This is a genomic window from Neisseria sp. P0001.S005, from assembly GCF_051963715.1.
Genome location: NZ_JBQCTZ010000185.1, coordinates 1 through 6,688, shown reverse-complemented (window position 1 = coordinate 6,688; position 6,688 = coordinate 1). Strand labels below are relative to the sequence as shown.

The 6,688-nt window shown below is 49.8% G+C and carries 6 protein-coding genes and 1 tRNA gene; 6 read left to right on the top strand and 1 reads right to left on the bottom strand.

From position 1 onward, the window contains the following. A partial coding sequence (locus tag ACTHSP_RS16290) for a CopD family copper resistance protein (RefSeq protein WP_440346455.1) occupies positions 1-402 on the top strand: 402 nt, incomplete at its 5' end. A gap of 33 nt (positions 403-435) precedes the next feature. Then, positions 436-1,410: a TerC family protein gene (locus ACTHSP_RS16285; protein WP_314511414.1), complete on the top strand. Its 975-nt coding sequence runs from the start codon at positions 436-438 to the stop codon at positions 1,408-1,410. A 63-nt stretch (positions 1,411-1,473) separates the two neighbouring features. On the opposite strand, the gene ACTHSP_RS16280 is transcribed toward ACTHSP_RS16285, so the two are convergent. Further along, positions 1,474-1,905, bottom strand: coding sequence for an Ag473 family lipoprotein (locus tag ACTHSP_RS16280; protein ID WP_108700193.1), 432 nt, complete (start codon positions 1,903-1,905; stop codon positions 1,474-1,476). Between the two features lie 182 nt (positions 1,906-2,087). Here ACTHSP_RS16280 and ACTHSP_RS16275 point away from each other — a divergent pair. The 4 genes from ACTHSP_RS16275 to ACTHSP_RS16260 all read left to right on the top strand — a co-directional run. Next, positions 2,088-2,163, top strand: a tRNA-Lys gene (locus ACTHSP_RS16275). A gap of 311 nt (positions 2,164-2,474) precedes the next feature. Further along, on the top strand, positions 2,475-3,917 hold the full coding sequence (gene aldA, locus ACTHSP_RS16270; RefSeq protein WP_070624653.1) for an aldehyde dehydrogenase: 1,443 nt from the start codon (positions 2,475-2,477) through the stop codon (positions 3,915-3,917). A gap of 179 nt (positions 3,918-4,096) precedes the next feature. Continuing rightward, a complete protein-coding gene (gene lysS, locus ACTHSP_RS16265) occupies positions 4,097-5,608 on the top strand; it encodes a lysine--tRNA ligase (protein WP_314511419.1) in 1,512 nt (503 codons plus the stop codon). 262 nt (positions 5,609-5,870) lie between these two features. Continuing rightward, on the top strand, positions 5,871-6,688 hold an 818-nt coding region (locus ACTHSP_RS16260), incomplete at its 3' end, for an alanine/glycine:cation symporter family protein (RefSeq protein WP_440346454.1).

The window sequence follows — 6,688 nt, the reverse complement described above, 5'->3', positions numbered from 1 at the left end:
GCCTTTGTCGGCGGCGTATTTTTCGAAATGCTGGTTCTCTCCGTTTTGCACACCGGCCGCGTTTCGCGCGAATCGCGCCGCGAAGTCGAACGTGCCATGTCCTATCGTGCCGTCCGCGTAATGCCGCCTGTCGTCATTACCTTGTTCATCAGCGGCATCGTGATGGTGTACAACCGCTACCTGCCGATACTTCACCACCCATTCGACAGCTCTTTCGGCATCATGCTGAGCATCAAAATCCTGTTGGCAGTAAGCGTTTTGGTACATTTTGCCATCGCCGTCGTTAAAATGGCACGGCACACCCTCACCGTCGGCTGGTCGAAATACATACACGCCGTCGTATTCAGCCATATGCTGTTTATCGTCTTTTTTGCCAAGGCGATGTTCTACCTGTCTTGGTAAACCTTACCCATACCCCACACACAAGGATTTTTTATGACCCAATACCCGTCCGTCGGCTCGCCGATGTTTTACGGCATCTTCTTTATTGCCGTCTTAATCATGATCGCCATCGATATGGTATCGCTGAAAAAAAACGGCGCCCACAAAGTCAGCATCAAAGAAGCCCTCGCCTGGAGCGGCATTTGGGTAGCCGTATCCTGCGCATTTGCAGGCTGGCTCTATTTTGAACTGGCGAGCAACCCGGCTTACGGGGCCGTTGTCGCCAAAGAAAAAGTCCTCGAATTCTTCACCGGCTATGTGCTTGAAAAATCCCTTGCCGTTGATAACATCTTCGTTTTCCTGATGATTTTCGGCTACTTCAAAGTCGAATCCAAATTCCAACACCGCGTCTTGCTCTATGGCGTATTCGGCGCCATCGTCCTGCGCGCCATCATGATCTTCATCGGCGCAGCCTTGGTACAACAATTTGAATGGATTTTGTACCTCTTCGGCGCATTCCTCTTATACACCGGCATTCACATGATGAAGCCCGAAGCCGAAGCTGAAGAAGATCTTTCCCAAAACAAGATCCTGACCCTGCTCAAAAAAGTCATCCCGACCAGCCAACAGTTTGACGGTGAAAAATTCTTTACCATCGAGAACGGCAAACGCATCGCCACACCGCTTTTGCTGGTATTGATTATGATCGAATTGAGCGACGTCATCTTCGCCGTGGACAGCATCCCCGCTATTTTTGCCGTAACCACCGACCCTTTCATCGTCCTCACCTCCAACATTTTTGCCATCTTAGGCCTGCGTGCCATGTACTTCTTACTGGCAGACTTTGCCGAACGCTTTATTTTCCTCAAATACGGCTTGGCTTTCGTGTTGAGCTTTATCGGTATCAAGATGCTGATTATGCACTGGGTACATATCCCGATTTCCATTTCCCTGTCCGTCGTCTTCGGCGCACTGGGTGCCTCCATCCTGACTTCTTTGGTGTACACGCGTCAGCAAGAGAAAAAATAATCTGCCGATATAAAAAGGCCGTCTGAACATTTCAGACGGCCTTTTCAAATATCAAACACCAGCTTATTTAGCAGCGTCTTTCAATTTGTCGGCAGCTTCTTGAGTCACATCGGCTGCTTTACCCAAAGCATCTTTAGCCGCATCTTTGGCAGCATCTTTAGCTTCACCCACAGCAGCTTTTGCATCGTCCAAGGCTTTGTCGCTGGCTTCTTTAGCACCATCGATGGCTTTACCGGTAGTTTCTTTAGCATCGGAAATTGCTTTCTCCGCAGTTTCCTTCGCATCGGCACCGGCTTCTTTAGCGTCAGAAACAGCCTGTTCAGCAGCGCCTTTAGCTTCGGAAGAAGCAGCATCGGCAGCAGAAGCCGCGTGTTCGGCAGCAGCGTTCACATCAGAAGCAACGGCAGAAGCCGCTTCTTGAGTTTCCTGTTTCGCCTCTTGAGAACAAGCAGCCAAACCAGCCACCATCATCGCAGCAATCAATAATTTTTTCATGTTGTATATCCTTTGGTCTAAAAAATATCCATCAGAACTGACAGATTAGAGAATCATAACATAATTAATACTCGAAAAAGGGAGAATTAACGCCAAATAACAGCTGGTTTACGTTTTTTGAAAAAAATTTCAAAAAAACAGTTGACGAAAAGAAACAATCTCCCTATAATGCACAGCTTATCGGGTCGTTAGCTCAGTCGGTAGAGCAGCGGACTTTTAATCCGTTGGTCGAGCGTTCGAATCGCTCACGACCCACCAAATATGAAAACCTGCTTTGAAAAAAGCAGGTTTTTTTTATATTCTCCATCAAGCCTTTCTTCACTTGATACCTTTCTCATCATCAAAATCAAGCAATATCCGAGCTTTGTCACAATGCTGTTATGGATGCAACTCAAGGCATCACACCAGCACCAACCTCTTGAATCAATCAAACCCAACTCCCCCACCCAACATCTTTTTCTAAAAACTTCCAAATACCTACCATCAACCCATGCCAAATCCTCTTGTATGCCAGACAATTTAGGCATAGACTAAAACTACATCCAACTACAACAACAGGAGAAGGTTTGATGAAACAACTGTCTATGTATATCAACGGCCGCTTTGAAACCGACTTTAACGGTACATGGCGTGATGTATTGAATCCGGCAACCGAAGAAGTCATCGCGCGTGAGCCTAAAGGTGGAAAAGCCGATGTTGATCGTGCCGTTGCCGCGGCCAGAGATGCGCAAACTACATGGGAGCGTTTGCCTGCCGTTGAGCGCGGCGCATACCTGCGCAAAATTGCCCAAGGCATCCGCGAACGTGCCGACGAGCTGACGGATACCATTGTTGCCGAAGGCGGAAAAACCAAAGATTTGGCACGCATAGAAGTCATGTTCACTGCCGATTATCTCGATTACCAAGCCGAATGGGCGCGCCGTTATGAAGGCGAAATCATCCAAAGCGACCGTCCGCGCGAAAACATTTTATTGTTCAAACGTCCTTTGGGCGTAATCGCCGGCATTTTGCCGTGGAACTTCCCATTCTTCCTGATCGCCCGCAAAATGGGCCCGGCTTTGGTAACAGGCAATACCATCGTCGTCAAACCAAGCAGCGTTACCCCGATTAACTGCCACATCTTTGCTGAAATCGTTCATGCTTCAGGCTTACCTGCCGGCGTATTCAACGTCGTCAACGGCCCAGGCGCAGAAATCGGCAATGCCTTAGCATCGCATCCGCAAGTCGATATGGTCAGCCTGACCGGTTCTGTAGAAGCAGGCCGTCAAGTAATGGAAGCTGCCGCCGCCAACATTACCAAAGTCTCACTGGAACTGGGCGGCAAAGCCCCTGCCATCGTTTTGAAAGATGCCGACCTGGATCTGGCCGTCAAATCCATCTTGGCTTCACGCGTGGGCAATACTGGTCAAATCTGTAACTGCGCCGAACGCGTGTATGTCCACAACAGCCTGAAAGACGCATTTATTGAAAAAATGACCGCCGCCATGAAAGGCGTGCGCTACGGCAATCCAGCTAAGGCCGAACCTGGCGCACTGGAAATGGGCCCATTGATTGAAGAGCGCGCCGTCAAAGCCGTTGCCGAGAAAGTCGAACGTGCAGTTCGACAAGGCGCAACTTTGGTTTGCGGCGGCAAACGTGCCGACGGCAAAGGCTACTTCTTCGAACCTACCCTGCTGACCAATACCGACAACAGCATGGACATCATGAAGGAAGAAACCTTCGGCCCCGTCCTGCCTGTTGCCACTTTCGACACGCTCGATCAAGTCATTGCTTTGGCAAACGACAGCGAATTCGGCCTGACCAGCTCCGTCTATACCACCAATCTGAATGAAGCGTTTTATGTAACCCGCCGTCTGCGTTTCGGCGAAACCTACATCAACCGCGAAAACTTTGAAGCCATGCAGGGCTTCCATGCCGGTTGGAAAAAATCAGGTATCGGCGGCGCCGACGGCAAACACGGCTTGGAAGAATATCTGCAAACCCAAGTTGTTTATTTAGAAACCGATATCTAACTGCCGATACTGCCCTTCATAAAACAAAAGGCCGTCTGAAACCGATTTTTCAGGTTTCAGACGGCCTTTCTGCCTTTATAGAAAAAAACACCGACATCGCGTAAAATAGAGCCAATTTTTCACTTTATTCAGGCCGTCTGAAAACTCCGGCAGCCTGACTCATTTTTCCGGAAAACACCATGAGCGAACAAAACAATCCGCAAATCGAGCCGCAATTGGACGAAAACCAAATCATCGCCCTGCGCCGCGAGAAACTGCACAACATCCGCAAAGAACGCAATGCCTACCCTAACGATTTCAAACGCGACAGCTTTGCCGCCGACCTGCACACCCAATACGGTGAAATCAGCAAAGAAGAACTCGACCCGCAAGGCATTCCCGTCAAAGTGGCCGGCCGCATGATGCTCAAACGTCAAATGGGCAAAGCCAGCTTCGCCACCATTCAAGACGTTACCGGTCAAATCCAGCTTTATTTGAACAACAAAGGCGTGAGCCAAGAAGTTTTGGACGACTTCAACCACTGGGACCTGGGCGACATCGTCGGCGCGGAAGGTACTTTGTTCAAAACCAACCACGGCGAATTGACCGTGCGCGTGTCCAACATCCGCCTACTGTCCAAATCCCTGCGCCCTCTGCCGGACAAACACAAAGGTTTGAACGATCAGGAAACCAAATACCGTCAACGCTACGTCGATTTGATTGCCAACGAAGAATCGCGCAATACCTTCATCAAACGCAGCCAAATTATCCAATCCGTGCGCAATTTCATGGTCAACGAGCATTATTTGGAAGTCGAAACCCCAATGATGCACCCGATTCCGGGCGGCGCGACAGCGAAACCGTTCGTTACCCACCACAATGCCTTGGACATTCCGCTCTACCTGCGCATCGCGCCCGAGCTGTATCTGAAACGCTTGGTTGTCGGCGGTTTGGAACGCGTGTTTGAAATCAACCGCAGCTTCCGTAACGAAGGCATGTCCGTGCGCCATAACCCTGAATTCACCATGATCGAATTCTACGAAGCATTCTCCGACTACGAACGCATGATGCAAATGGCGGAAGACATCATCCGCAACGCTTCCCGCGCGGTAAACGGTACGGCAAAAATCAGCTACAACGGCAAAGAAGTCAATTTGGAAAGCCCGTTTGAACGCCTGACCATTCTCGGTGCCATCAAAAAATACAATCCGCACTACACTGATGAGCAGTTGAACGATGAAGAATGGTTGAAAAAAGAAATCGTCAAACATGGCGAAAGCCTGCCTCCGTCTCCGGGTATCGGCAGCCTGCAACTTGCCCTGTTTGAAGGTTGCGCCGAGGGCAAACTGTGGAACCCGACTTTCATCATCGACTACCCTGTCGAAGTGTCGCCATTGGCACGCGCATCTGACAGTAAACCGGGTCTGACCGAACGCTTCGAGCTTTTCGTTGTCGGCCGCGAACTGGCAAACGGCTACTCTGAGTTGAACGATCCGGAAGACCAAGCCGAACGCTTCAAGGCGCAAGTGGTGCAAAAAGATGCCGGCGACGACGAAGCCATGCACTACGATGCCGACTACATCCGCGCCATGGAATTCGGCCTGCCGCCGACCGGTGGCTGCGGCATCGGTATCGACCGCTTGGTAATGTTGCTGACCGATTCGCAAACCATCCGCGACGTGATTCTGTTCCCGCAAATGCGTCCCGAATAACGCATTGAAATAAAATCAAGGCCGTCTGAAAACAAGACTCTGTTTTCAGGCGGTCTTTTTGTTCAAATATGTAAAACGGAAAAATTAAAATCGATAAATCCTTTACACCATAATAATAAAATTACATGATAATCAAAAAGATAATATAAAAAAGAATATGTAAACGTTTTTCAGTTTGTTGACAGTCTGCTAGAATACATCCAGTTACAGACAGCCTCCACACACAGGCCGTCTGAAAATTCAGAAACTCTGAAAGGTTTGTATGGATCAATTTTTCGAACAGCTTCACGGCTGGGTAAACGACATCAACGACCCAATGTGGTCGGGGTTGGTATATATGCTTTTAGGCGTAGGCCTATTTTTCACCGTTACCACCGGTTTTGTACAATTCCGCCTCTTCGGCCGCAGTATCAAAGAAATGTTGAGCGGCCGCAAACAAGGTGATGATCCGCATGGAATCACACCGTTCCAAGCATTCGTTACCGGCTTGGCCAGCCGCGTAGGCGTGGGCAACATCGCCGGCGTGGCGATTGCCATCAAACTCGGCGGGCCGGGCGCGGTATTCTGGATGTGGGTAACCGCCTTAATCGGCATGAGTTCGGCGTTCGTCGAATCTTCACTGGCCCAACTCTTTAAAGTCCGGGACTACGACAACCACCACTTCCGCGGCGGTCCTGCCTACTACATAACTCAAGGCCTGGGACAAAAATGGCTGGGCATTTTGTTCGCCCTGAGCCTGATTTTCTGTTTCGGCTTTGTATTTGAAGCCGTACAGACCAATACCATCGCCGATACCACCAAAGCGGCATGGGGCTGGGATCAACACTATGTCGGTGTCGCCCTGGTCATTCTGACTGCCCCGATTATCTTCGGCGGTATCCGTCGCGTATCTAAAGCCGCGGAAATTATCGTTCCGCTGATGGCGGTTTTATATCTCGTCATAGCACTCTTCATCATTGCTACCAATATTTCCCTGATTCCTGACGTGTTCGGTCAGATTTTCTCCAACGCGTTCAACTTCGATTCGGCTGCAGGCGGTTTCCTCGGCGGTCTGATTTCGACCACCATGATGCAGGGTAT

Excerpts from the sequence above, each read along its gene's own strand:
- ACTHSP_RS16285 (WP_314511414.1), top strand. The coding sequence starts at position 436 with ATGACCCAATACCCGTCCGTCGGCTCGCCGATGTTTTACGGCATCTTC.
- ACTHSP_RS16280 (WP_108700193.1), bottom strand. The coding sequence starts at position 1,905 with ATGAAAAAATTATTGATTGCTGCGATGATGGTGGCTGGTTTGGCTGCT.
- aldA (WP_070624653.1), top strand. The coding sequence starts at position 2,475 with ATGAAACAACTGTCTATGTATATCAACGGCCGCTTTGAAACCGACTTT.
- lysS (WP_314511419.1), top strand. The coding sequence starts at position 4,097 with ATGAGCGAACAAAACAATCCGCAAATCGAGCCGCAATTGGACGAAAAC.